27 protein-coding genes and 1 pseudogene are annotated in these 24902 nt (G+C 36.3%); 8 read left to right on the top strand and 20 right to left on the bottom strand.

The features are described 5' to 3' along the window. The first annotated feature begins 95 nt into the window (after positions 1-95). Complete coding sequence (locus tag ACAN53_RS04690) at positions 96-875, top strand: GNAT family N-acetyltransferase (RefSeq protein WP_379967719.1); 780 nt, start codon at positions 96-98, stop codon at positions 873-875. Positions 876-934: 59 nt separating this feature from the next. On the opposite strand, the gene ACAN53_RS04685 is transcribed toward ACAN53_RS04690, so the two are convergent. The 5 genes from ACAN53_RS04685 to ACAN53_RS04665 form a co-directional block, all read right to left on the bottom strand. Next, positions 935-1870, bottom strand: a complete 936-nt coding sequence (locus tag ACAN53_RS04685; protein WP_379967717.1) for an SPFH domain-containing protein — start codon at positions 1868-1870, stop codon at positions 935-937. Beyond that, entirely contained in the window at positions 1867-2292 is a 426-nt protein-coding gene (locus tag ACAN53_RS04680; protein WP_379967715.1) for an NfeD family protein, read from the bottom strand. The genes ACAN53_RS04685 and ACAN53_RS04680 overlap by 4 nt, the downstream gene beginning before the upstream one ends. A 177-nt stretch (positions 2293-2469) precedes the next feature. Next, complete coding sequence (locus ACAN53_RS04675; RefSeq protein WP_379967713.1) at positions 2470-3219, bottom strand: M15 family metallopeptidase; 750 nt, start codon at positions 3217-3219, stop codon at positions 2470-2472. Between the two features lie 109 nt (positions 3220-3328). Further along, the gene (gene spoIIP / locus ACAN53_RS04670; RefSeq protein WP_379967710.1) at positions 3329-4489 is read right to left on the bottom strand and encodes a stage II sporulation protein P; all 1161 of its coding nucleotides are present in this window, start codon (positions 4487-4489) and stop codon (positions 3329-3331) included. Positions 4490-4587: 98 nt separating this feature from the next. Continuing rightward, entirely contained in the window at positions 4588-5205 is a 618-nt protein-coding gene (locus tag ACAN53_RS04665; RefSeq protein WP_379967707.1) for an NAD(P)-dependent oxidoreductase, read from the bottom strand. 160 nt (positions 5206-5365) lie between these two features. Between ACAN53_RS04665 and ACAN53_RS04660 the strand changes: the two genes are divergently transcribed. Both ACAN53_RS04660 and ACAN53_RS04655 read left to right on the top strand, forming a co-directional pair. Then, a complete protein-coding gene (locus ACAN53_RS04660) occupies positions 5366-6151 on the top strand; it encodes an SDR family oxidoreductase (protein WP_379967704.1) in 786 nt (261 codons plus the stop codon). A 123-nt stretch (positions 6152-6274) separates the two neighbouring features. Beyond that, positions 6275-6358 carry a YjcZ family sporulation protein gene (locus ACAN53_RS04655; RefSeq protein WP_379970259.1) on the top strand — a complete coding sequence of 28 codons (84 nt, stop codon included), beginning with the start codon at positions 6275-6277 and terminating at the stop codon, positions 6356-6358. 67 nt (positions 6359-6425) lie between these two features. On the opposite strand, the gene ACAN53_RS04650 is transcribed toward ACAN53_RS04655, so the two are convergent. The 4 genes from ACAN53_RS04650 to ACAN53_RS04635 form a co-directional block, all read right to left on the bottom strand. After that, positions 6426-6737: an AzlD domain-containing protein gene (locus ACAN53_RS04650; protein WP_379967701.1), complete on the bottom strand. Its 312-nt coding sequence runs from the start codon at positions 6735-6737 to the stop codon at positions 6426-6428. Then, complete coding sequence (locus tag ACAN53_RS04645) at positions 6728-7462, bottom strand: AzlC family ABC transporter permease (RefSeq protein WP_379967699.1); 735 nt, start codon at positions 7460-7462, stop codon at positions 6728-6730. Before ACAN53_RS04645 ends, ACAN53_RS04650 begins: the two co-directional genes overlap by 10 nt. A gap of 161 nt (positions 7463-7623) precedes the next feature. After that, positions 7624-8223 carry an undecaprenyl phosphate transporter UptA gene (gene uptA, locus ACAN53_RS04640; RefSeq protein ID WP_379967696.1) on the bottom strand — a complete coding sequence of 200 codons (600 nt, stop codon included), beginning with the start codon at positions 8221-8223 and terminating at the stop codon, positions 7624-7626. A 163-nt stretch (positions 8224-8386) separates the two neighbouring features. Continuing rightward, on the bottom strand, positions 8387-9457 hold the full coding sequence (locus tag ACAN53_RS04635) for a CotH kinase family protein (protein ID WP_379967693.1): 1071 nt from the start codon (positions 9455-9457) through the stop codon (positions 8387-8389). Positions 9458-9641: 184 nt separating this feature from the next. Between ACAN53_RS04635 and ACAN53_RS04630 the strand changes: the two genes are divergently transcribed. Together ACAN53_RS04630 and ACAN53_RS04625 are read left to right on the top strand one after the other, a co-directional pair. After that, positions 9642-10004 carry a CotG/ExsB N-terminal domain-containing protein gene (locus ACAN53_RS04630; RefSeq protein WP_379967691.1) on the top strand — a complete coding sequence of 121 codons (363 nt, stop codon included), beginning with the start codon at positions 9642-9644 and terminating at the stop codon, positions 10002-10004. 142 nt (positions 10005-10146) lie between these two features. Further along, a pseudogene (locus ACAN53_RS04625) lies at positions 10147-10221 on the top strand (CotG/ExsB N-terminal domain-containing protein); the annotation flags it as partial. Positions 10222-10502: 281 nt separating this feature from the next. Here the strand turns inward: ACAN53_RS04625 and ACAN53_RS04620 are convergent. From ACAN53_RS04620 to ACAN53_RS04610, 3 genes are all read right to left on the bottom strand, one after another. Then, positions 10503-10694: a hypothetical protein gene (locus ACAN53_RS04620; protein WP_379970320.1), complete on the bottom strand. Its 192-nt coding sequence runs from the start codon at positions 10692-10694 to the stop codon at positions 10503-10505. Between the two features lie 476 nt (positions 10695-11170). Further along, a complete protein-coding gene (locus tag ACAN53_RS04615; protein ID WP_379967688.1) occupies positions 11171-12817 on the bottom strand; it encodes a peptide ABC transporter substrate-binding protein in 1647 nt (548 codons plus the stop codon). A 284-nt stretch (positions 12818-13101) separates the two neighbouring features. Continuing rightward, positions 13102-13560 (bottom strand): methylated-DNA--[protein]-cysteine S-methyltransferase, encoded by a 459-nt coding sequence (locus tag ACAN53_RS04610; RefSeq protein WP_379967685.1) that lies wholly within the window; start codon positions 13558-13560, stop codon positions 13102-13104. 115 nt (positions 13561-13675) lie between these two features. On the opposite strand from ACAN53_RS04610, the gene namA reads away from it, so the two are divergent. Next, the gene (gene namA / locus ACAN53_RS04605) at positions 13676-14707 is read left to right on the top strand and encodes an NADPH dehydrogenase NamA (protein ID WP_379967682.1); all 1032 of its coding nucleotides are present in this window, start codon (positions 13676-13678) and stop codon (positions 14705-14707) included. Between the two features lie 77 nt (positions 14708-14784). Here the strand turns inward: namA and ACAN53_RS04600 are convergent, their stop codons facing one another. Together ACAN53_RS04600 and ACAN53_RS04595 are read right to left on the bottom strand one after the other, a co-directional pair. Next, entirely contained in the window at positions 14785-15336 is a 552-nt protein-coding gene (locus tag ACAN53_RS04600) for an HD domain-containing protein (protein ID WP_379970258.1), read from the bottom strand. Between the two features lie 179 nt (positions 15337-15515). Further along, complete coding sequence (locus tag ACAN53_RS04595) at positions 15516-16538, bottom strand: TIGR03943 family putative permease subunit (protein WP_379967679.1); 1023 nt, start codon at positions 16536-16538, stop codon at positions 15516-15518. A gap of 274 nt (positions 16539-16812) precedes the next feature. On the opposite strand from ACAN53_RS04595, the gene ACAN53_RS04590 reads away from it, so the two are divergent. Continuing rightward, positions 16813-17766 carry a metal ABC transporter substrate-binding protein gene (locus tag ACAN53_RS04590; protein WP_379967676.1) on the top strand — a complete coding sequence of 318 codons (954 nt, stop codon included), beginning with the start codon at positions 16813-16815 and terminating at the stop codon, positions 17764-17766. Between the two features lie 69 nt (positions 17767-17835). Here the strand turns inward: ACAN53_RS04590 and ACAN53_RS04585 are convergent, their stop codons facing one another. Then, on the bottom strand, positions 17836-18792 hold the full coding sequence (locus ACAN53_RS04585; protein WP_379967673.1) for a CobW family GTP-binding protein: 957 nt from the start codon (positions 18790-18792) through the stop codon (positions 17836-17838). Positions 18793-19070: 278 nt separating this feature from the next. Here ACAN53_RS04585 and ACAN53_RS04580 point away from each other — a divergent pair, with 278 nt between their 5' ends. Beyond that, positions 19071-19262, top strand: coding sequence for a DUF3896 family protein (locus tag ACAN53_RS04580; RefSeq protein WP_379967670.1), 192 nt, complete (start codon positions 19071-19073; stop codon positions 19260-19262). 47 nt (positions 19263-19309) lie between these two features. On the opposite strand, the gene ACAN53_RS04575 is transcribed toward ACAN53_RS04580, so the two are convergent. The 5 genes from ACAN53_RS04575 to ACAN53_RS04555 form a co-directional block, all read right to left on the bottom strand. Beyond that, the gene (locus tag ACAN53_RS04575) at positions 19310-20557 is read right to left on the bottom strand and encodes an MDR family MFS transporter (RefSeq protein ID WP_379967667.1); all 1248 of its coding nucleotides are present in this window, start codon (positions 20555-20557) and stop codon (positions 19310-19312) included. A gap of 67 nt (positions 20558-20624) precedes the next feature. Further along, on the bottom strand, positions 20625-21065 hold the full coding sequence (locus ACAN53_RS04570) for a DUF3939 domain-containing protein (protein ID WP_379967664.1): 441 nt from the start codon (positions 21063-21065) through the stop codon (positions 20625-20627). A gap of 150 nt (positions 21066-21215) precedes the next feature. Further along, the gene (locus ACAN53_RS04565; protein ID WP_379967661.1) at positions 21216-23072 is read right to left on the bottom strand and encodes a PTS fructose transporter subunit IIABC; all 1857 of its coding nucleotides are present in this window, start codon (positions 23070-23072) and stop codon (positions 21216-21218) included. 15 nt (positions 23073-23087) lie between these two features. Further along, complete coding sequence (gene pfkB, locus ACAN53_RS04560) at positions 23088-23999, bottom strand: 1-phosphofructokinase (protein ID WP_379967658.1); 912 nt, start codon at positions 23997-23999, stop codon at positions 23088-23090. Further along, positions 23996-24748, bottom strand: coding sequence for a DeoR/GlpR family DNA-binding transcription regulator (locus ACAN53_RS04555; protein WP_379967655.1), 753 nt, complete (start codon positions 24746-24748; stop codon positions 23996-23998). The genes pfkB and ACAN53_RS04555 overlap by 4 nt, the downstream gene beginning before the upstream one ends. Between the last annotated feature and the right edge of the window lie 154 nt (positions 24749-24902).

Below are 24902 nucleotides of genomic sequence, written 5' to 3'. Positions count from 1 at the left end.
TTTTCCGAAAATGCTAGAACTAAACATAAAAATGTTGTAGTACGCGTATAGTTATCATAAAATTGATATAATTCTTATAGTAATGAGGTGAAACGATGATTCGAAAACTAATGCAAAAAGATCATGAAATAGTCCAAGCACTCCTACAGGAAGAACAAGCCTATAATTTATTTATAATTGGTGATATAGAGGCATACGGTTATGAGAGTGAATTCCAAGAGATTTGGGGAGATTTTACAACAGATGGGAATTTACGTGCTGTTTTATTACGGTATCACCAATCTTTTATTCCGTACGGTAAGGGAAATTTTGATGTTGAAGGATTTGTGTCATGTATTAAGGATTATTCCGTCACTACATTATCTGGAAAAACAAATATAATTGAAAAATTTGAGGGATTTCTTCCTGTATTAGAAAAGAAAAAGAAAATAGATACTTATTTTTCCGAATGTCGGAACATCATTTTCCCAGAAACACAAAGTCAAGTACAGTTAGCAAGCTTGCGAGAAGTAGATCAAATTATTAGACTTCGCGAAAAAATCAAGGAATTTTATATTACGAAAGAATCGAGAACGATGCTAATTCAAACTATCGAAAATAAAACCGGAAGAACGTATTACATAGAAGTTGATGGAAATATTGTATCATGTGCTTCAACAACAGCGGAGAATTCACAATCTGCAATGATTGTTGGCGTTTGTACAGATCCTAGTTTTCGTAAGAAAGGATTCGCTTCATCTGTAGTTGAAAAAATTATAGTAGATTTAATAACCGATGGAAAAACACTTTGCCTATTTTATGACAATCCTGCCGCAGGACGAATCTACAAACAACTTGGTTTTGAAGATATTGGAATGTGGACAATGTATCGATGAAAGACAACTAAATAAAGTGAACCCCCACAAATGGAGGTTCACTTTATTATATCCCATCTTTATTCACTCTTCTTTTCCCTAAATATTTCACCGATTGCTCCCAGACTTCCAAGTGTATCAACAGCTTTAATTGGGAGAAATACCTTATTCGCGGATCCTTTTGCAATTTCTTGCAGTGCTTCAAATGATTGATAGGCTAAAACATTTTCAGATATACCAGCCTCAGATAAAAGCTTAATACGATTTTGCTCAGCAAGCGCTATAATTTCAATAGCTTTTGATTGACCAATCGCTTCTAATTCACGGGCTTGACGAACCCCCTCAGCTTCACGAATGCGAGCTTCTCGGTCCCCTTCTGCTCGTAAAATATTACTTTGCTTATCCCCTTCCGCACGAAGTACAATATCTTGTTTTGCTGCTTCTGCTTCCAAAATAATCGCACGTTTGTTACGCTCTGCTTTCATTTGCTTTTCCATGGAAACTTGTACGTCTTTTGGAGGATTAATATCAACCACTTCTACCCGTTCAATACGAACGCCCCATTTTTCAGTTGCTTCATCTAAGGCAAGCCGTATTTCTGTTGAAATTTTTTCACGGCCAGACAAAGTTTCATCTAACTCCATATTCCCAAGTATTTGTCGCATCGTAGCAGTCGTTACATTCCGTACCCCTAATGAGTAATTAGATATTCCATATGTAGCTCGCTCCGGATCAATAATTTGATAAAATATAATGGTATCAATTTCAACTTGAACATTATCCTTTGTAATTACTTTTTGAGGTGGTACATTGGTCTGTTGAATTCGCAAATCGTGATAAATACGAACATGATCAATAATTGGAATTAAAATGTTTAACCCGGCAGACATTGTTCGGTGAAATCGTCCAAGACGTTCAACAACCCCTACTTGCTGCTGAGGTATAATTTTAACTGAAAGAGCCGCAAATACGACTACAAGAACTAATAATATAATTGACAATATCGTCCCAATCATGATTCCTTCCTCCCTACAATTAAAATCGTGTTCTTTCTTTGTAAAACAACGATTTTCTCTCCAACTTCGATTGAAGCAGAGGCAGAAGCACTCCATGTTTCTCCGCTAATTTTTACAATTCCAAAGCTATCTTCTGTAATATTTTTCGTTACAATACCTATTTTCCCCACGATACTTTCTACACTATCATCATACTGTCTTTCTGATCGAATTCTGCGCAATAATGGCTTCGTGAAAAGTGTCAGTGTAATACTAACAAGTGCTGCACCTACAATTTGAATCCATAGATTTGGTACTACTAACGCAATCAATCCGCCGACAAGCGCTCCAATTCCTAGCCAAAGTAAATAAAATGTAAGTGTTACCATCTCTGCGATAATGAGTATACCAGATAGAATAAACCACATGATCCATCCTGCCATTTCTTCACCCTCTTTCAAGAAAGTGCTTACTGAGATATATATGCCAAAAAAAGAGGCTTTAACAGCAAATGGTTTGCGCTACTTTCAATATAATTAGACAAATCATATACACTATTCGCCAAATTCATTTAAAATCCTTTAAAATTCGTCTTAATCCATGAAATATCGATAGGTAGACTATTCATTAGGCATCGCTTCTTCTAATGTTTGTCCTTTTTCATACACTTGCTTGGCATATTCTACTCCAATATACCGAATATGCCATGGTTCATACGAGTATCCTGTACGATCCGTCTTATCTTTTGGATACCGAATTATATAGCCAAATTCATTGGCATGCTCCCGTAACCATATCCCTTCCTTTGTCTGTTCAAAGGATGCATCTAATTGGAAGCCAATTGACTGTGAAGATACATCCACAGCTAAACCTGTTTCATGCTCACTCGTCCCAGGATATGCACTATATAATGCTGTTACTTCTTTTCCCTCACGTTGTTCATAATACTCATAAAGAGCACGTTGCCGTTCATGAGAACGATAAGCCGAAACTGCAAACAAATAAACCTGTTCTGATTCTGCTTTTTGAAATAGTTTTTCAAGTAGAGCTGCTGCTTCTCTTCGTAGTTTCATTTTTTCACGGTTACCTGAATAGCTAAATCGTACGTTTGGAATCATGAGATCCTTCGGAGCATATCCATCCGGAAGACGTCTTTGCTTATTTACTAGTACCAAAGTAGAGGAGGCATTGTTCACGATATAATAGTTTCCATCCTTTTGAGTAATTGTGGAAGAATAGGTAGGAAAAATACTTTTTGAGTCAATTTTTTCTTTTTCAATATGAGTTGGACCCATCACAACATCTTTTTGTGTAAACCATAAAACAACTACTATTGTAACGGAACCGATCACTTGTATGATTCCTTTCATCATAAACCTCCTGGTATTTAAAGTAACGTCCTTTTTCTACTAAGTGTAGGACAGGTTACAATAATTTAAACACCAGGCTATACAATCTAAAGTAAGCAAAAAAAGGCAATTACGGAGATCCGTTCACTTTCTCCGCTTGCCAATAGTAGTCACTAAATGTTTCTGCTAACACATCAATTGTGCGATTGAGTTCTTCTACAGTATTATCTACGCCGCCAACTTCCACTAAAATGGCTTGTCCGGACAAGTCTTGATTATATACGCCATTGCCCATACTAGAATTTTTACGTGCCACTCCTCTGCTGAGGCCTGGATATTTTTTTTCAATCATTTCATGAAGAGTTTTAGCAAATTGCTCATTTTTTGTATAATTTTGATTACCGGAGCCAATTACAAAATACAGTCTAGCGTAGGATTGTCCATTTAATTGCTTTGTCGTAACATCCCTTCTCGAACTGTCACGATGAAGATCAAAAAAGTATGTATAATCTTTATTCGTTGTCATTGCAGTCTGCATTACTTGCCTAGACATTTTATAAGAACTGTTTGAATTTAGCCCTTTTGCAATTAGCATTTGACCAATATCTGTTTTATCATCGCTAGCTCCAATCCCATTGTTCTCCAATTGCTCCCGGAAGCGATCTCCAAATATAGATATATTGGTTACCGTGCTCGTCGCTTTACTATCAGGAGAAGTAACAGGTAAATGTAAAAGAGGTAAATACGATTCCCAGCTATGTGTATGGTAAATAAAAACAACCTTTTTTCCATTTGTGCTGTGAGCAGGAGATTTTTTCGGTACATCCGTTTTCGGCGGGGAAGGTGACGTTCCTTCTCCGTTTCGATTTTGGAGTAATTCTTCTAATGGTACCGAAGATTCATTTGGAAGATTGCTATAATTCGTTCCCTCTCCGGCAATTAATATATCGGTATCGTACTTTGCAAATCCAGGAAGTTCTGTTCCAAGTAAGCTTCTTACATCATGAAAACGAATATTTGTTACTGCAGATAATAATAGTGTGGATACCGAAAATTCTTTATTATACTGTCGATACTCTTGAACAAAATAATGATTTTCTGTACCTAAAGCATACATATATCCGTTCATAGAAAGCTCATTTAACCAATCATGCAAATAGACGGATTTCGCTTGTTTTAATGAAGTAACAAGAACACTAGCAAATAAAAAGGTACAACTAATCCCTACTATAAATAGCATTATTAATTTCCAAATTCGCACCTTTTTCACATAAAAATAGTTCTGATTCATAGTATCACCCTCTTGATGAAACTATATGTCCAAGCTATGTTTGATAGAACAAAAAAACGAGCTACTATTCGCTCGTTTTAACTTTTTTATATCTAGCATTAATAAGAAATCCCGACGCGTGTCAAATGAAAAGAGGATTTCATTAGTACCTCATAGGCAAAATGAGCTGTATCACCAACAGTAATCGTTGTTCCGCCCAGAGGAAGAACTTCTTCTTCAACACGATATGTATAGGTTGCGCGGCCATCAATAAGATGCGTGGGACAAACAATTGTCCAGTCGACTGCCGATTGTTTTACCGTTTCATATGCTTTGCGGTGATCTATTGCTGCACGTGAAGATGTACGACGCGATTCAGAAGACTCATATCTATACAACGACGGATTCGAGCGGGCTTGTAATATCCCCGCCGTTCCAATCGTAACAATACGTGTAATCCCTTCTCGTTTCATGCTTTCTACTATATACGGCATGCTAGTTGATAACGTGCTGCCTCCTTCCGTATTTAGCGCACTTAATACTACGTCACATCCTTTCATCGACCGAAACACATCTCGTTGATGCAGTACATCACCTTCTATAATTGACATATGATCATGCAAGATACAAGCAGTTTTATCTCGAACGAGCGCCGTTACACTATGACCATCCGCCAGTAACAGACGCAATAGTTCACTCCCCACGCGTCCCGTTGCTCCATACAATGCTATATGCATTTTTTCAACTCCCTTACCCATGTATACTTCCTATTGTGAAAAACTCAGAAATAAAACGCAACTAGATTGTCTTATCTCATAGAGATGATAGAAAATTCCCACTTTACCCTTCAATCCGTTATACTTAAAGAGAATTACATTTTAGAAAGGAAGGATACATATGGACTTACAATTACAGGGAAAAACAGCACTCGTGTTAGCATCAAGCCAAGGATTAGGAAAGGCAATTGCTGAGCAATTCGTTCGCGAAGGCGTTAACGTCATGATTACAAGCCGGAATGAACAAAAATTAATAGATGTACAAAAAGAACTACGTCAAATTGGAAGCGGAGATGTACAATACAAAGTTTGCGACGTGACAAAGCTTGAACAAATCCAAGAGGTTGTACAGGCAACAGCAGAACTATTTGGTGGAATCGATATTTTAGTCAATAATGCGGGTGGACCAAAGCCAGGTACATTTGAACAATTAACAGACGAAGATTGGTACGGTTCATTTGAATTAAATTTACTAAGCTACATCCGCACAATTCGTGAGGTACTTCCTTATTTAAAGAAAAATGGTGGAAAAATTATCAACATTGCTTCCTCGTCTGTTAAAGAGCCGATTTCGGGACTACTGCTTTCTAACACATTCCGTGTAGGCATTACAGGTCTAACGAAAACATTAGCTACAGAGTTTGCCCCATACGGAATTTTAATTAATACCGTCGCACCTGGCCGAATTGCTACAGACCGCGTTGCATCACTCGATCAAATGAGAAGCGAACAGTTTGGTATATCAGTAGAAGAAACAAAGAAAAGATATGAAGAAAGTATTCCACTTGGACGATATGGTAAGCCAAGTGAATTTGCTAATGTTGTTACCTTCCTAGCTTCAGCTGCGAATACATACATGACTGGTAATTCATTCTTAGTTGACGGCGGTGCAGTAAAGGGATTATAAGGTAAGCTTCCAACGCTATGGTAAGGAGGAATAAATAATTCGCAAATATCCAACCTACTTTACTGTCAAAATGAACACTTACAACATATTGTAAAGTGTAAATGATTTAAAGGAGGAACTACCATGAGCTATGGATTTAACAGTGGATTTGCGTTAATTGTTGTTCTCTTTATCCTTTTAATTATCGTTGGCGCAGCTTGCCTTTAATTAATGCGAAGAACTAAACACTATGCGAAGAAGGCACTGCTATGCAGATGCCTTCTTCGTTTAAACATTAGAAAAATGTGCGAGTCATCATAACAGCTAGCATTCCTACTATTACGGTAATTAATAAGCTTCTCGAAAGTATTGCTGCCCCAAATGCAATAGATGCCGCAATCCAATCACTATAATTGATTTTTGGTTGAAGAAATAACTGCTGCGCAAGTAAGGACGCTAGAACGGCGATTGGAATATAATGGAGCCAAATTTCAACTCGTTTTGGCAACGTTATCTTACTTAAAAAAACAAGGGGCAATACCCGAGGAAGGATGGTAACAATTGCGGAACCTAGTATAATGAGAAATACACCCCATCTTATTTCCATTTTTCAACAAACACCCCCACGAGTGCAGCTCCTACAATCCCTACTAGCACTGCCATATTTCCAGATATCCATCTTCCAGCCACTACAACAAGTAGAATGGCTGCTACCGTAACAATTACATCTTTTCGTACATTCCTTCTTGCGACAAATTGCATCACATACAGCCCAATAAACATCGCCACTAACGCAAAATCAAGTCCCAGAGCTTTTGGATTCGAAACATATTGTCCTAACGAAGCGCCAATCATATTTGCAGCAATCCAATACAGATAAGCTGTCATATTTAAACCAAGCATCCAATAATAGCTGCCTTCCCTTTTTTTGCTCATCTCATTAGCCGCAACGCTGAATGTCTCATCAGTAAGAAGAATACCTGAGGTTACGTTTTTCCAAAATGAAAATCGTTTAAAATACGGAGATAATGCAGCACTCATTACTAGATGTCGAACATTTACAAAAAAAATTGTAATAATAATAGCTATAGCTGGTGCCCCTGCCACAAACATTCCTGCAATTATAAATTGTGCAGAGCCTGCATAAAGGGCAGCAGATAAAAGTGCTACCTCCAACATGGTAAAGCCAGATGACTTTTCAATCACTCCTGCTGCAAACCCAATGCTTACATACCCGAGAACCGTTGGCAAGCAATCTTTTACTCCCCTTAGAAATTCTTCTTTATTATTGGAAGGAATACTGCATTCTTCTACTTGTTTATGTATGATCACTCCTATCCCCCCAAATACCATACTCACATATACTTGATAATAGTATTGCACATCTCTGTTGCTTACTTCTTTGTACACCAGTATATATGTTCATACATAAATAGACCAAGATAAAATCCACTATACAGATTAATCCCGGTCTATTTAAAGTACCCTTTTACTTATGCATTCTTTTTCTTCTTTAGCATCTTAAGTCCCATATAAAGTAGAACGAAAATAATAGCACCAATAATAAAATACGGAGTATATGGTGCTGCATATTCTTTAATATTGCGCCAGTTCGTTCCAAGTTTTTCTCCTAAATATATGAAGAAAATGGACCATGGAATAATTGCTAAAATGGTATATGTAATAAACTTCCAAAGTGGCATTTTCGCTAAACCAGCAGGAATAGAAATGGCATGACGAACAACTGGAATAAAACGGGCTGAGAAAATAACCCCAACACCATATTTATTGAACCAGTTTTCAGCTAATTCCAAATGATGCTTATTAACAAAAATGTATTTTCCGTACTTTTCAACAAAAGGACGACCACCATAGGAACCAATCCAATATAAGAAAACCTGTGCAATGGTTCCCCCAATTACTCCGGCAATAACAGCTTCAACAAAATTAACTTGTCCGTTTGCAACTAAGTAGCCCGCATAAGCAAGAACAATTTCACTTGGAATAATTTCAATCATCAACGCAAGTGCAATTCCAAAATAGCCCATACTAATAAAAAATTCCAACAACTGATTAACTACGCTTGAAAGCATCTAATTCCCCTCATTTTCTCATTCTTTTCACATATACCATTATTCCATGAAATATTGTTCTTGCCAAGTGTTGCTTATAGGAATTTCCAACATGTAAAATAGATCACCCGAACTATCTGTAACAAGGTGATCCATTTTACGTGGATGCTACTACTATATCTTTCTATAGCATATTTAAATGCTCGCGTAAAAATGTGTTACGTTTTTCGATGTATGCGTATATGACATTAGGTTCCCTGTCAAACAAATGACATTTGTCCTTTACATACGGATCCTTTTCTACGTAAGGACGTAACAAAGCATGCATTTCCTCCACCTTTGGCTTCATATAGGATATGGTAAACTTCTCATCGAGTATTTGCTTTAACAATTCCTTATAGTATTTTCTAAATGTTGGTATATCAAGTAGTCTCGCACTTAACGTATTATAGCCTTGAATTCGGATATAATCGTGATCCAGTATTTTTCCATGAATATCTCTACCCCACGTCGCATCATAATCCCATGGAATGATTTCAAACCTTTTGGTCTCACTATTTCGATACAGAGCGTAATTATGAACGAAGCCATCAAAATTAGACGTACATACAATCCCCGCTAACCAGCGTAAATACTTATTTACATCAATCAACTTTGCAATTTCTTGTTCATAAGATGCACGAGATATTGTATTAATCTGGTAGACAAGATCACTTACATAGTCTTCACTATTCTCGTCACCGCATTTTAGTTCATAGCCAGAAGATAAAGACGTTTTAACATCATTGTCTAACTCACTCATAAGAGAAAAGTTCGCATCATCGTCTACTGCATAGTAAATCGAGCCAGAAGGTAGCTTTCGCGAAGCTAGAAACATTTCATCTACAGATTCGAGCTGTAAATAAACCCCCTGAAAATTTCCATTGATCGATAATGCAATATGCTTTGACCTAGGAGATAGAATACCGATATCTGAGAAAAAATCAAGTGATAGTTTATTTCTCATGAGCGAAGGATCACTATATTCCGAGTTTACATGAATCTCTCTCATTCCTTGAAACATGCGTTTATAAAACATAATATGATACGATTTTTTCTTAAATTTACGAATATGTGAGCCTCTATATACAATGTCAATATCATATTTTTGACGTGCGTAGTTCAATTTAGCTGGAACAGCGTCCTCGTTCCATATATCACTTCGCATTTCAACGATATACTTTGGATAAATAAATAATTCATAGATGGGCAACATGACATTTCTTCCCTTCCCTAAACAACTACTATACTTTATGCGTTCACCCTCCAACTTGACCATAAAACAATCATTCAAGTAAGTAAAAATAAGTACTTATCCCATAGCAAAATCTGTAAAAATTCATATCGTATAGAGAAAAGACAAGCATATTCTTGTCCATTTTGAAAAGGAGGAAATTTTAATGAACCGTAATATTCGTAAAGCTGTAGATGAAGTAATTGCTGCAGGGATGGAGGACTTTCTACATCAGGAGCCAAGCTCTCACTTTCATTCTAAAAGCAAATGCTCTTCATCCTGTCCAAAAACAAGATGTACTCGTGTGAAAAAGTGCATCTATGTAACGAAATGCACTAAATTTACTAAAAAATATTACTGGACAAAGAAATCATACTGTGCGAAACGTTCCTTTATTAAGAAGCGTTCTTGCCAAAAGAAATGTCAGTCTAAACAATCTCATTTGAGTAAGAAATCTCCTAAGCAACCTCATTTTAGTATGACATCTTCTAAAAAGAGAACAAAACAAGGGAATAAAAAGCACAAATAATGATATTGCCTAAAAAAGATCGCCTTCGTGCGATCTTTTTTAGGTAGACAACTATTTTCAAAAATATAGAAACAACCTGTCTTTCTATCACATATTGTATAGAGAAGAAACTATATAAACTTCAATTAATGGAGGGTTTTTATTGAAGAACTATGACAAATATCGTATCCAAAATGCCGTGAAAGAAGTCCAATCAGCAGGAATGGGTAAATTTTTAAAACAGGAACCGTATTCCTTACACAGCCGCTCTTCGAAAAGCAGATCTCATTTCACTACCTGTTCGAAACGCTCAAAGCACTCATCTCGCTCCAAACGTTCTCGCTTTTCAAAATGTTCTTGCTTCTCGAAGCGCTCATCCCGTTCTAAACGTTCTCGCTTTTCAAAGTGCTCTCATTTCTCAAAGCACTCATCTCGCTCCAAACGTTCTCGCTTTTCAAAATGTTCTTGCTTCTCGAAGCGCTCATCCCGTTCCAAACGTTCTCGCTTTTCAAAGTGCTCTCATTTCTCAAAACACTCATCTCGTTCCAAACACTCTCGCTTTTCAAAATGCTCTTGCTTCTCTAAACGTTCGCCTCGTTCCAAACGATCTCGTTTTTCAAAATGCTCTTGCTTCTCTAAACGTTCGTCTCGTTCCAAACGATCTCGTTTTTCAAAATGCTCTTGCTTCTCTAAACATTCATCCCGTTCCAAACGATCTCTCTTTTCAAAGTGCTCTCATTTCTCGAAACACTCATCTCGTTCCAAACTTTCTCGTTTTTCAAAATGCTCTTACTTCTCTAAACATTCATCTCGTTCTAAACAAGCTTACTTTTCAGGACATTCATATCAATCTAAACGTTCTTTCTTTTCTGACAAAGAAGTAAGATCCTTACATTCCGATAGTAAGATATATGCTTCGCGCTCTAAGAAAAAAGACAAAAACATTCATGTTACCATCATTAATGAATATCCTAAGCCGACTCATCATGATTCATATGAAAAAGCTAAGAAAAAAACTGAACAAAAATCGCATCCAGCCAGTCAGAGTCATCCTCCAAGCAATAATTTATTTCGCTTTCCATTTTAAAGGTATAGATGAATGAGCATGACAAGTTAATACATTAAAAAAGTGCACATCCTAATAGATGTGCACCCCTTTATTAATCAGTATTTGATATTACTATTTCTTATTTTTTCGTAATATAAGCCCATTTGTAAGAGTAATCTCCGCCAAAGTTATGTTGGATTACATTTTTAACATATGGTTTTTCAAGGTATGCAAAGCTACGTTGGTAAATTGGTGAAATAGCAGCATCATCAAATAGAACTTTTTCTGCATCCTGCAATGTTTTCCAACGAGCTGAAACGTCTGTCAATAACGGGCCTTTAGCTTTCGCTACAAGGTCATCAAACTTTGGATTTGAATAAGACATTTCATTAAATGGACTACTTGTCGTAAACATATCAATAAATGTCATTGGGTCTGGATAGTCAGGACCCCAACCAGAGAATGAGAATTGATAGTCTAGTTTTTTCTCAAGATCTAGTTTTTGTTTGAATGGTTGTTGATTAATATTTACTGTTAATCCAGGGAGATTCTTTTCTAATTGAGCTTTAACATATTCTCCCACTTTTTTATTTGAGTCATCATCATAATTTAACATGTTTACTGTTATAGTATCTTTACCTAGTTCTTTTTTCGCTTCATTCCAAAGCTGAGTTGCTTGCGTTGCATTATCTTTACTATCGTTAAAGTTTCCATTGCCATCACGGAAATCCTTACCATCTGGACCTTTTACAAAGTTCTTCGGTACTAAGTAGTAAGCTGGTGCTGAACCATTATTCAAGATAACATTTGCAATTCCCTTTTTGTCATAAGCTAAATCGATTGCTTTACGAACCTTTTGGTTTTTGAAGATAGGGTCTTTTTCGTTAAATCGCATAAAGTAAAGACGCGTATCTAAAAGTGTTTTATAGTCAGCCTTACCTCTGTATTTATCTACAAAGTCAGATGTTAATAATACACGGTCTATAGCTCCAGTTTCATATAAGTTTACTGCAGCAGAAGTATCTTTTACAACACTAGTATCAATTTCATCTAGCTTCACATTATCCTTATCCCAATAATTTGGATTTTTCTTTAATGTCCAGCTTTGTTCATGCTTCCAATCCGTCATCGTAAATGGACCATTATATAATGTATTGCTTGCTTCTAATGCATATTTATCACCTTGCGCTTTTACAAACTTCTCATTTAGAGGGAAGTAAGTAGGGAACGTTGTTAACTCTAAGAAATACGGAACCGGATTATCAAGCTCAACAACTAATGTTTTGTCATCTTTTGCTGTTACACCAAGTTGATCAAGTGGTAGTTGCTTATTGTTAATCTTTGCGGCATTTTTCACATCAAATAGAATAAATGCATATTCAGATGCCGTATTTGGATCAACCGCACGTCTCCAAGCATATACAAAGTCTTGGGCAGTAACTGCTTCGCCATTCGACCATTTTGCATCACGAAGATGGAATGTGTAAGTCTTCTTATCTGAACTAATATCAACGCTACTTGCCATACCAGGTGTCGGTTTGTTGTCTTTGTCAAGACGGTATAAACCTTCCATTGCATTTACAAACACTTTAAAAGAAACGTTGTCGGTAGACTTCGAAGTGTCCATAGATGGAATTTCCGCAGTGTCAGTAATATTAAGAACTTGCTTGTCCGCTAGCTCTTCTTTACCTCCACTATTTGTACTTTTGTCACTACTTCCGCATGCTGCTAAAAATAAGCTTGTAGATAAAACAGCTGCTGTGACCAATGTTATCTTTTTTTTCATGGTCAATAGACTCCCTCCAAATTATAATCATATTTATACACCGGCAGATATGTATATGTACTAGGTATGCACGTATGTACAAACATTTTTTCTTGCACATATTGTATTATACATAATATTCATATAATTTTAAATACTTTTTAAATAAAATATTAAGGAAATATTAAGAATTATAAGCCTTCAAGTATAACTACATAATGACATTGGATATGTTTACAAATTAGTTTATAGCATTAATTCCCATTATATTATTGTATTGCTATAACAAAAAAAAAACAGGAGAATTAGTTTCCCTGTTTTTTTTGTTCGTGTGTAAGTAGCCACTTTTTACGCCATAGACCACCAGCATACCCTACTAACGCCCTGTTCTTTCCGATAATCCGATGACATGGGACGAGAATGGAAATGGGGTTTTTGCTGTTTGCATTTCCAATAGCTCGCACAGCTTTTGGGTTTCCAATTTTTGTAGCAATGTCAGAATAAGAAGCTGTCTCCCCATAAGGAATCGTCTTTAATGCATCCCACACGCCCGTTTGAAATTCAGTTCCCTTTGCAGAAAGTGGGACTGTAAACGTTCTTCTTGTCCCTTCAAAGTATTCCTGTACTTGTTGTTTGCAACTTTCCAGAACCGGATTTATCTCTTCTTTGTTCGGCGCATCGACAAATAATACAGAAATAATAGCATCTTCATTACCCTTTATTTCAATCCAACCAATTTCACTTTTATAATAGGTTTGAAACACGTACATCTCTCCTTAGTATTTCGTTGCTTTCATTATAACATTCACAAATCTTAAAAATGGAACGAATATAAGGGATAGTGGTAGAATAAGGTATATTATGTCAAGGAGGTATTATATGACTTCTCTTCTCTTTTCACCCTATTCAATTAAAGAAGTAACACTAAAGAATCGGATCGTTATGTCACCTATGTGTATGTATTCCTCAAAGAAGCAAGATGGTACTGTCACTTCTTTTCATCAAGTGCACTACGCTTCGCGTGCTGCTGGCCAAGTTGGACTTATAGTGACTGAGGCAACTGCTATTTCCGAAGAGGGACGCATTTCAAATGCAGATTTAGGCATTTGGAGTGATGAGCATATTGATGGGTTACACAAACTAACTTCTCTTATCCATGAATATGGTACAAAAGTAGCCATTCAACTAGCACATGCAGGTAGAAAAGCAATTCTTGACACGCCGTCCATTGCCCCTTCTGCGATTCCTTTTAACAACCAAATGAAAACACCGGTTGAAATGACTTTACTATCCATTGAAAAAATGGTACTAGCCTTTCGTGAAGGAGCCATTCGCTCAAAAAAAGCCGGATTTGATATTATTGAATTACATGCAGCACATGGCTATTTAATTAACGAATTTTTATCTCCTCTTTCCAACAAACGGACAGATGCCTACGGAGGCTCTGCTGAAAATCGTTATCGATTTTTGCGTGAAATCATCAGCGCTGTGAAAGAAGTATGGGAAGATCCTCTGTTTGTTCGAATTTCAGCAAATGATTATCATCCGGATGGGTTACATATTGAGGATTACGTAATATATGCACAAATGATGAAGGAGCAGGGTGTAGATGTAATTGACTGTAGCTCAGGTGCTGTGGTACCGGCACATATTGATGTATTCCCTGGCTACCAAGTTCCATATGCAGAAGCAATAAAACGAGGAGCGGCCATTGCAACAGGAGCAGTCGGCCTTATTACGAGTGGAACACAAGCCGAAAAGATTTTAGCTGACCAACAAGCTGATCTCATCTTTATCGGCCGCGAGTTACTTCGAAATCCTTACTTTGCCCGCACTGCCGCAAATGAACTTGGTTTCGAGCTTTCTGAGCCAAAACAATACGAACGTGCTCCCGGCGTACGTAAACAGTAAAAACCTAGTGAATAGGAAAGAGGCAAAATATAGTATATCTTGCCTCTTCCTACATATAAACCTCGTTACAACCCATCTTATTTAGAAAAGACTTCCTTCACTTCCTGCTTGAACAAAGGAAAGTAAGGAAAGTTGGGAATTCGTTTTTCCAAGGAAACAACCATATTTTGATAATACCATTTTTGTTGCTCTTTCCCACGATTAAAGCGACCCCAAACCATTTCTCCTACCTCTTTTATCTCTGCAGATGTTGATCGTATATTATGAAGTTTGTCTACACAAATAATCATACAAGCTTCTAATGAAACACTCTCTATTTTTTCAATTGTATGTAGTTTCCTTTCTTCCCATGATTTTGATTTATCCTGCTCCGAACATTCTTCAACAAGCTTGCCTACAAGGGAACCAAACTCTTGAATAATATCTGCTAAAGTGAGAGAAGTATCTTCTACCGTATCATGAAGAAGTCCTGCTATTACAACATCTTCAGAACAACCTACTTGAAGCAACAATAACGCCACAGTATACGGATGCGTTATATAAGGAACCTTACTTCCTTTACGCAGTTGTAACTGATGGTAAAGGGTAGCAATTTCTACCGCTTTGTTAAAACGATGAACGAGTTGCATATTCAACTGTTATCACATACTTTCGAATATAATATACTACTTTTTACATGTTAAAAATTTGATTTCATTCGTAAACAGAAATCCCAATTTCATCTCTTATTGCAGCTATCAAGAATACTGCAGGTATTCCTCGCAACTAATTGTCTTGATCAATCGAAAATAAGTGCACGCTTACTTACTCACTTTGAAAATGTCTCATACACGTATGGTGATGACGGTGTCTCTATTTTCCCCATTTTTTCCACCACAACAGATGGAAGCAAAACACGAGAAACAATCGTGCTTTCTATACGTCCTGATACCCGTATCCAATCCCCTTCCTGCAATGAAGAAAAGTTCGCTCCTGACGCTATCAAGCCAAGTGTCGTCTCATCTTCCCCGCAGCACAAAATGGAATATCGAACGATGCCAATTTGCTTTTCATTCAGCCCATCTTCCCGATGTACAAATCCAGCAAAGGTAATACTCTTACCAACAAATGCTTCTACATCATGTGCAATCACATTCATAATAGATACATAATTTTGATTATCTACCTGTATTTCCTTTTCCATTAATAGTTTTTTCTCTACCTGTTTCTCAAAATCCTTTGGACGTTCTTTGATTAATTGTGGATTTTCTTCAGCATCCTGTAAAAATTGCAAAGAATCGTTTTCTTTCACTTCATTAGACATGGGATGAACTGAAAACGGAGTAGAATACATCGTATACAGTGTAAGGATTAGAATAGAAGCTAAAACATAAAGAAAATGGATAAAACGATTAATTTTATGAAAATACCCTTTGTTTTCCGCACTAATTATTATAGATAGGCTACCTACAAGAATGCAAAAGGATAGAAGAACGTATGCAATATAAGGAGCAGTTTCCTTTTTGTTTCCAATAAATTCAAATAGAAACAACCCCGTACCAATAAGTGCGATTCCACTCATATAAACATAAAATCTTTGATAGCCATATATTTTATCTAATAGAGAGTTACTTCGGTTCGTTACTTGTTTTCTAGTATAGGCTATTAAATAACACGATAATAAAATAAGTAGGAGTGGAATATAAACAAGAAAGATAAGATATAACGCTGGAACAAAAGAAGATAACACGCTATTCATATTTGAGTGAGTGGCTGCATACTCGGTCATGGAAAATACCATAATAATCAATAAAACAAATAACAGACCAAAATAATTTCCTCGTTTAACCATTCCATACCCTCCCATCACTGTTATTAATGTATGCTTGTCCATCAAACATAGTACAGTTTTATAAATCGGAATTGTTACTATTTGTTGTGTTTTTTCATCTTCCATTGTATACTAAGTAAGAATTTTATAAATCGGAATCATTTTGCTTTACTTTCTTCTATTGGTACCATGTATATCGTATGTTTATTTTTTATATGTCGTAATAATAACGATATAATGGCAACTGGATAAAAACACTTGATTACTACTAAAATGTATAGGAAGGACGATTATTTTGAAGTTGTTAACTGCTCTATTAACTACCTCTTTAGCACTCTCTTTTTTAGTTGCAGGCTGTTCAAACGGATCAACCGCTACAAATAAAAAAGTATCTGCCACAGACACGATACAAGTGTATACAACGATTTTCCCCTTAAAGGATTTTACTGAAAAAATAGGTGGATCACATGTTCATGTAGAATCCCTTTATCCTGCTGGTTCAGATGCACATACATTCGAACCCACACAAAAACAAATCGTAAGTGTCGCAAAAGCGAACGTATTCATTTATAACGGAGTAGAATTAGAACCTTTTGTTGATAAAATGATTCAACCACTGCAAAAAGAAAATGTAAAACTAGTAGATACATCAAAAGGGGTAACACTTATAAAATACAATGGTCCCGCTGATGAAGATCAAGCAGACGCAAAGAATACACATGCACATGATATGGATCCTCACATATGGCTAGATCCAAAAAATGCTATCATTCAAGCAGAAAATATTAAAAATGTACTTTCAGATACACAACCCGCAAACAAAGATGTATTCGAAAAGAACTTCGAAGATTTAAAGAGTAAACTGGAGAAATTAGATTCACAATTTCGCGATGTTGTAAGCAACGCAAAAACAAAAGAAGTTCTTGTTTCACATGCTGCATACGGTTATTGGGAGCATGAATATGGAATTAAACAAATACCTATTGTTGGACTTTCTTCCTCTGATGAACCTTCTCAAAAGCAGCTCGCAGAAGTTGCAAAAACAGCAAAAGACCATAATATGAAATATATATTATTTGAATCATTTGCAACGCCAAAAGTTGCTGATGTCGTGCAAAAAGAAACCGGAACAACGATCCTACGAATGAATCACCTAGCTACGATTTCAGATACTGATGCCAAAGCAAACAAAGACTATGTGCAGCTTATGCAGGAAAATATTAATACGTTAAAGACCGTTTTGCAATAAGAGTCAAAGAGACAAAGAAATCCATTTTATATGGATTTCTTTGTCTCCTTTTTACTTAGCAATCATTCTCTACTTTTCAATTACACATTCACGAAAATGGTCTTCAAACCATTCTTTATTGAGCCCCTTACCAATTATGACAATCTCACTCAAACGCGATTCATCATTCCGCCACTTTCGATCATAAGTAGCTGCAAATAATGTATGAACCCCTTGGAACACAACGCGTTTTTCCACTTGGTATACATTTAATATTCCTTTATAACGATATAAGTATTCACCGAGTTCACTTACAACCGCCGCCATCCATTCATTCACCTTTGCAAAGTCAAGAGGTCTCTCCTCACGCAAAACAAAAGAAACAATTTCTTCTAAATGATTATGATGATGATGATGGATATGCAAATTTTCTTTCATTTGAAATGTTGATATATGCAGCAGTGAATGTATATCTACTTCACAATTAGCTGTATGTACAATTGTAGCAGTAGGATTCATACTACGAATGCGTGATGTTATCTTATGAATATAATCAGTTGTTACTATGTCCACCTTATTTACTAATATAGTGTCTGCAAAAGCAAGTTGTTCCTTTGCTTCTATACCCTTTTGAAAGTGCTGTTCGATATGAAATGCGTCTACTACCGTTACGACGCCATTAATTTCAAAGCTTTGTTGAATCAATGGGTCAAGAAAGAATGTTTGAATTATAGGACCTGGGTTAGCTAGACCTGTCGTTTCAATTAATAAACTGTCAAACTCAACATCTTGTTTTTTTACTAGTTGCTTTAAGACAACAAGTAAATCTTCGCGAACGGTACAACAAAGGCATCCATTGGTTAATGTCACCACTTCTTCATCTGCATGAACAATAAGCTCATTGTCGATTCCAATACTCCCAATTTCATTAACAATAACAGCTATTTTTTGCCCGTGCTGTTCGGCCAAAATACGATTAACTAAAGTCGTTTTACCTGATCCTAAATAGCCAGTAAGTATCGTAACCGGGATTTTTTTTTGCTTCATTACCTTTTCCACTCCTAAATCTAAATAAACAACTTCTCATCGATTTTATTTATACAAGAAAAATATTGTAGCATCTTTTTTCAAATATATGTCGTACATAATTTTAACAGTCTTTTTCCATCCACGCATGATATTTCGCATAATAAAAATGTAAAAAAATCATACACTCTATTCTTATACAAGTCAAAAAAAATTCAAAATTAAGGAAATAAATCAGCACCATTTACATCTATAATAAAGGAGTAGAAAGAATTTGAAATACTAAAGGGGTTGTTACCATGACTATGTCATACAGCTACCAAGAAATCAAAAATCGATTAGAAGCTCAAAAACAACAACTAGTAGAAAAATTAGAAACCTCATCCATTACAGAATCGGAACGACAAGATATTCAATTAACAATTGATAATTATCAATATATCTTAGATTTAGCAGATATGAATTATTATGAAAGAGGATTTCAACGCTAAAGAAGAAGGGCTATAACCTTTCTTCTTTTTTAATTATTGCTATTCACTTACATTTGACAGCTGGTTTTTTCTTTCTCCATCACAGTAAACATAATCCAATATAGACAAGCACTCACAAGTGCAAGTATGGCTATTAATATAAAGGTTAAAGAATAACCAAGCCATTGTGAAACAGGTATAGCAATCGGAGCAACTGTTCTCCCTATGGACCAGCGAAGCATAGAAGTAGCAAAATATTGGGCGCGCATATTTTCTGGAGCAATTTTAGAAACAAAGCTGTTCTGTATACCCACAACCACAATCTCTCCCAATGTAAATATAGCCATGGCAACAATCATTCCAATTACAGATGGTACGTTATCAAATACAAGCATTGATATACCATATAGTATCGAAGAAAGTATGAAAATTGTTTTTTCACTAAAACGATTGGATAACTTCGTTACAGCAACGGTAAACAATGCTACAAGTAGACCATTTTCCGCAATAATCCAACTAAAAAGACTTTCACCCGTAATGAAAAAATGAAAAAAAACCTGTCCATGGATAATTTCTTTAATATATACAGCTAATAAGAGATCAATTTGAGTATACGTTTGAGCAATGAAAATTCCAGAAAGGATAAAAATAAAAAATATACGATCTTGAAAGATAACCTTATAATTACTCACTTGTTCCTTAAGGACAGTAATCCACGATTTATTATCTACTCCTGTATGAATCGGCAACGTTTCACGAATAAAAATTTGAAAAACAAAAGCGAGCATCACATTTACAATTGTACTTACAAGTAATAATTCAAAACGGTGTGTAAAGAAAAAATAAGCCCCAATAATAGGACCAGCAACAACATTTATATTAATTGCAGTATAAAAAACAGCAAATACATTACTTTGTTTATCTTCTTGTACAGTATCTGAAACCATTGCAGCACTTGCTGGATAATACAAGGATCCCATAATACCGAGTAAAGAGAATGCTATAAAGGTTAATAGCGGGGATTCTAAAATCGATGAATTTGCAAACGTAAATAATATAAAAGCAAAACTTTGAACAAATGTACTAATTACCATCATTCTCTTACGACCATATGTATCCGCTAAATATCCTCCAAATAAAGTAGCCAACACAGACAGAAACTGAGAAGCAATAAGAAGATAGCCAGCCATCTCCTTCCCAAATGAATCGGAAAAATAAATAGCCATAAACGGTAGTAACATCCAGTAAAATAAACCGTACAAAGACTCACCGATTAAACGGATTTTTAAGTTAAGATTCCATTCTTTCCACTTCACAACTTTTCTCCTCATTAAATAGTAAAACACCAAAAGAACAACAACTCTGCTTTACCACAAACAAGATTTATTTATGATCAGGTTTACTTGTCACTAAAAAATGTTTCTCTGATATATATAAATCATGTTCTAGTTCGTGTCCTAAGTACGGTCTTAGTTTCATCGAACTAATTTTACGATCAGAATCCCCGTCAATGATTGGGAATGTCTCTTTATCTACTACATATAAATCGACCGCTCGCTGAACAGCATCTATTTCTTTCACAAATTGTTTATTTATCTCTGAATCCTCAAATACTTCAAGTGTCTCTCTCGTAATTAAAAATGAATTGGTGGGCGTTGCGGGCAAGTATGGCTTTAAAATTTTATAATTTACTGTATAATCCTCATTTACAAGTACAGTATACGTAACACGTGGATTGTGCTCAAGAAATTGTGCCATTGCCTGTTCTAATTCTTCCTTTGTAATCTCTCTTTCTTTGCTTGCTTGTTTAAAGAAGTGAAACATGACATCCCCTCCCTTTCATACTCTTAATTGTATCATATGTAATTTTTAAATATTAGAAAAAGTATGAAAAAAAACGCTTCATTTAGTTTTCATTCGAAGAAAGTACAAAAAAACCGATGCCTATTGTAGCATCGGTTTTCTTATATTTCTTTATAGTTTTTCAACTGGTTTTTTCCAAATACCAAGCATAATTGCTGTTACTGCGGATCCAATTAAAATAGCTACCAAGTAAAGAAGTGGGTTATTCACAAGCGGGATTACGAAGATTCCGCCGTGCGGTGCTGGTAGTGTAATTCCGAATGCTTCTGTAAGTGCACCTGCTAATGCAGATCCGACAATACAGCTTGCAATAACACGAACGGGGTCAGCTGCTGCAAATGGAATCGCACCTTCTGTGATAAATGATGCACCCATGATGTAGTTCGTAAGACCTGATTCACGTTCAGCTGCTGTAAATTTATTTTTAAAGAAAGTTGTTGCAAGCGCGATACCGAGTGGCGGAACCATACCTCCAGCCATTACTGCTGCGTGCGGGCCAAAATTGTTTGATGCTATTGCTGCTAAACCGAATGTAAATGCTGCTTTGTTGATTGGACCTCCCATATCGACTGCCATCATACCACCAAGAAGCAAACCAAGCAAAATTGCGTTTGTTCCACTTAAGCCATTTAACCAACCTGTTAAAGATTTGTTGATAAATACAACTGGATCATTAATCACTAATACCATAATCAAACCTGTAATCATTACACCGAACAACGGATATAATAGAACTGGTTTAATACCTTCTAATTGCTGAGGAAGACCTGAGAATGCTTTTTTCAAACCTAGAACAACATAACCTGCAAGGAAACCGGCAATCAAACCACCCAAGAAACCAGCGCCAGCTTGTGCTGCCAAGTACCCACCAACCATACCTGGTGCAAACCCTGGACGATCTGCAATGCTACTTGCAATAAACCCTGCTAATACTGGTACGATGAAGAAGAAAGCCCCTGTACCGCCACCGATTTTCATTAATGTGGAAGCAATCGGTCCTTCTGCATGAATTCCGCCGAATGCAAATGCTAGTGCGATTAAAATACCACCGCCTACTACGAATGGTAGCATGTTTGACACACCATTCATAAGATGCTTATAAATTCCTGTACCTGCACTTTTTTCTGTTTTTTCGCTAGAGCCACTTGCTTTATAAAGAGGTGCATCCTGAGAAACGGCACGATTTAGTAATTCTTCTGGTTTCCGAATCCCTGCTGCAACCGGTACTTCAATGACATGCTTTCCAGCAAAACGATCCATGTCCACTTTTTTGTCTGCTGCTACGATAATTGCAACGGCATCACGAATTTCTTCGTCAGTTAACTTATTTTTCACCCCAGTAGATCCGTTTGTTTCTACCTTGATTTCAATGCCCATCTCTTTCGCTTTATTCTTTAAAGCGTCAGCCGCCATATAAGTATGAGCAATACCAGTCGGACATGCTGTAACTGCTAAAATTTTTCCTTTTGTCGCCATTTCGTTGCCTCTCTCTAATTTTTCTTCTTCCTCAACTTGTTTTTCTTTCGCATCTATGAATCGAATCACATCATCTGGCGTTTTCGCTGAAAGTAATTTTGTACGAAATGCTGTATCCATTAAGAAGGTGGAAAGACGAGATAACGTTTCCAAATGTGCATTGTTAGCACCTTCACTCGCGGCAATCATAAAAAACAGATGAGAAGGTTGTCCATCTAATGCATCATAATCAATCCCAGCTTCTGATTTACCAAAACAGATTGCAGGTGTTTTCACTGCTGCTGTCTTGGCATGGGGAATCGCAATTCCTTCCCCTATGCCAGTTGTACTTTGTGACTCACGCATTAAAATTGCTTCCTTGTATTTTGCCTTATCATTTAATCTTCCGCTACTGGCAAGCTTGTTAACAAGCTCGTCGATTGCTTCAAACTTTGAAGTTGCTTTTAAATCAATAATAATTGTATCTTTTTTAAGTAATTCAGTAATTTTCATTCTACTCCCTCATTTCTATAGAGTTTTTATTGTAACTTGTGACAATAGTTCTTCTATTTTTTCTTTTGTCGCTAAATCTGCTGAAAATGCAGTTGCACTCCCTGTTGCAACGCCAAAACGAAATGCTTCTATTATATTATTAGTCTTTGCATACGTACCAAGAAAACCAGCGACTAGAGAATCTCCAGCACCAACAGAATTCACTACCGTTCCTTTTGGTACATTTGCAAGATAGCTTTTTTCTCTTGTAAGAAGCAGCGCACCTTCTCCAGCCATTGAAACCACTACATTTTCTGCACCCATGTCTACAAGCTGTCTGCCATATTTTGCTGCATCTTGAACATTAGAGATTGTTACGTCGAACAAATCACCTAGTTCGTGATGATTCGGCTTAATGAAAAACGGATGATACCCAACCACATCTAGAAGGATTTTTCCACTTGCATCGACAGCTACTTTTACACCACGTCTGCTGCTTTTTTCCGTTACCATTTTGTAAAACGTGTCAGGTAAGGATGCTGGAATACTTCCTGCAAGAACAAGTACGCTATCACTTGGGATGCTTTCAATTTTATCAACTAACTCATTTAACTGTTCCTCTGTTATGGCAGGTCCTTTGCCATTAATTTCGGATTCCTTGCTAGATTTTAATTTAATATTAATCCGTGAATCTCCGCTTACCTTTACAAAGTCCGTTTGTACGTGTTCTTTATCCAATTCTGTTTGGATAAAGCCACCTGTAAAGCCTCCTAGAAATCCGAGAGCCTTTGTTGGAACATCTAATCGGTTTAAGACGCGAGAAACATTAATTCCTTTGCCTCCTGGAAACTTCTCTTCAGAATCAACTCGGTTTACCTTGTTCTCTTCAAACTGGTCAACACGAATTAAATAATCTACAGAAGGATTTAATGTTACTGTGTAAATCATACATTCACGACCTTTATTTTTGTTTTTTGTATATAGGATGCTATCTCATCATCCTCCATATGTGTAGTTATAATCGTTGCAGCAGATAAATCTGCAATTTTCACAAAAGATACTTCTGAAAATTTCGTTGGATCTGCTACTACATAACATGTATTCGATAAATCTAATGCTGTTTTCTTTAACAATGCTTCCTCGGGGTCAGGAGTTGTATATCCATGGACCGGATGTACACCATTGGTTCCTAGAAAGCAAATGTCAAAGCGAAATTTCAATAACGTTTCTAATGCTGTACTTCCTACTAGCGCTCTTGTATTACTTTTCATCATGCCGCCAATTAAGTAGGCACGTATATTAGATTGAACCAGCGCTTCAATATGCATAAGACCATTTGTAACAACTGTAATATCTTTACCACTTAAATAAGGAATTATTTCATATGTTGTGCTACCCGCATCCAAATAGATACAAGTTCCATCCTCTACTAGAGATGCAGCATACTGGCCAATTAATTTCTTTTCTTGAATGTTTTTGAACGTTTTTTCATTCATGCTAAGTTCTTTTCCCTTTGCTTGCAGTGATGAAGCACCGCCATGAACTCGCTTTAAATAGTTTTTCTGCTCAAGTAAAATCAAATCTCTTCGAATAGTGGATTCAGATGATTCAGTTGATTCTATAAGTTCTTGTAACTTAACAATCCCTTGTTTCTTTACTAAATCTAATATGATTTGATGTCTTTCTTCTGTTAACAACTTTGCACCTCCTCATAGCCTTATCATACAGAAAGCCCTTTCATTTTACAACCAAAATCATTTATTTCTATTCAAAAAAAATCATAATCGTTCACAATTCATTCAAACGTACAGGATCATTCATTTCTCTTACTTCTAAACTTGCACAACTATT

It is taken from the genome of Ectobacillus soli (assembly GCF_042610425.1).
GTDB lineage: Bacteria > Bacillota > Bacilli > Bacillales > Bacillaceae_G > Ectobacillus.
Note: the sequence above shows the minus strand (reverse complement) of the source record. Positions and strands in the feature narration are given on the sequence as shown.